Source organism: Microbacterium sp. MMO-56 (assembly GCF_037146215.1).
Taxonomy (GTDB): Bacteria; Actinomycetota; Actinomycetes; order Actinomycetales; family Microbacteriaceae; genus Microbacterium.
Window position 1 is genome coordinate 1 of the sequence record NZ_JBBCVW010000048.1, and the last position, 1,263, is coordinate 1,263.

General features: G+C 67.4%; 2 protein-coding genes. Both read right to left on the minus strand.

All coding sequences use genetic code 11. The annotated features are described in order from the left end of the window. Positions 1 to 40: 40 nt before the first annotated feature. Positions 41 to 865, minus strand: a complete 825-nt coding sequence (locus WFI00_RS17720) for an IS3 family transposase (protein ID WP_336633671.1) — start codon at positions 863 to 865, stop codon at positions 41 to 43. 47 nt (positions 866 to 912) lie between these two features. After that, complete coding sequence (locus WFI00_RS17725) at positions 913 to 1,197, minus strand: transposase (protein WP_336633672.1); 285 nt, start codon at positions 1,195 to 1,197, stop codon at positions 913 to 915. Between the last annotated feature and the right edge of the window lie 66 nt (positions 1,198 to 1,263).

A 1,263-nucleotide genomic window follows, 5' to 3' on the forward strand; every position in this document is an offset into this window, starting at 1 on the left:
GGAGCCTGACCCGGTTTCCCGGACGGTTCTTGTGTGTTGATCATGCCGCGATTTCTGCGGCGGTGTGAAGGGCTTCATAGTCGGCGGGGCTGAGGTTACCGAGGCTGGTGTGCCGGCGGCGCGGGTTGTAGAACCCCTCGATCCACTCGAACATGGCCGACGCGAGCTGCGTCCGAGAGTCCCAGCTCGTGCGGTCGAGGAGCTCGCGTTGCATCGTCGACCAGAAGCTCTCGATGAGCGCGTTGTCCACGGACGAGGCGACTCTGCCCATCGAGCCGAGCAGCCCGGCCTGGCGCAGGCGGTGTCCGAAGAGCCAGGAGGTGTATTGCGCTCCGCGGTCGGCGTGGACCACGGTGCCCGGTTCAGGTCGGCGTCGCCAGCGGGCCATCTCGAGTGCGTCGACAACGATCTCCGCGGTGATCCGATCCGAGATCGACCACCCGACGATCCTGCGCGAGTAGGCGTCGATGACCGCGGCGCAGTAGACCCACCCATCCTTCGCGCGGTGCTGGGTGATGTCGCAGAACCACAGCCGGTTCGGCGCATCGGCGCGGAACTGCCGCTTCACGAGGTCCTCGTGCGTCGCGGTGTCCGGCTTCCATCCCCGCCGTTTGCGACGGTGCGAGACTCCGACGAGGCCGTCCAGCCGCATCAGCCTCGCGACGCGTTTGCGGGCGACGTGGACGCCGAGCCCGAGCCGCAGCTCGGCGAGCACGCGCGGCGCGCCATAGGTCTCCCGAGAGGCGGCGTGAATGCGTCGGATCGTTGCCATCAGGTCCGCGTCCGCGATCGTGCGCGCCGATGGCGGCCGGCTCGCCCAGTCGTAGTAGCCGGAGGTCGAGACCTTCAGGAACCGGCAGGCCACCGCGACGGGGATCCCGTCGGCGGCGAGCTCCTGGACCAGCCGGAACCCTATTTTGGGAGCACGCTCTCCCTGGCGAAGTACGCCGAAGCACGCTTGAGGATCTCGTTCTCCATCTCCAGCACCCGCAGCCGGCGCCGCAGCTCGACGAGCTCCTTGTGCTCATCGGTCGTCAGACCGGGCTTGCGGCCGCTGTCGACAGCGTCGCGGTTCATCCAGTTGCGAAGACAGGACTCGCTGATCCCCAGATCTCGGGCCGTCTGCGCGACGGGGTTTCCTTGGGCGACCAGATCCAGGGCTCGACGCCGAAACTCCGGCGAATGTGCAGCAGGCATCTCACGGACTCCTTCCGAGACGATCATCGCCTCAACTCAGGTGTCCGGAAAAGCGGGTCAGGCTCC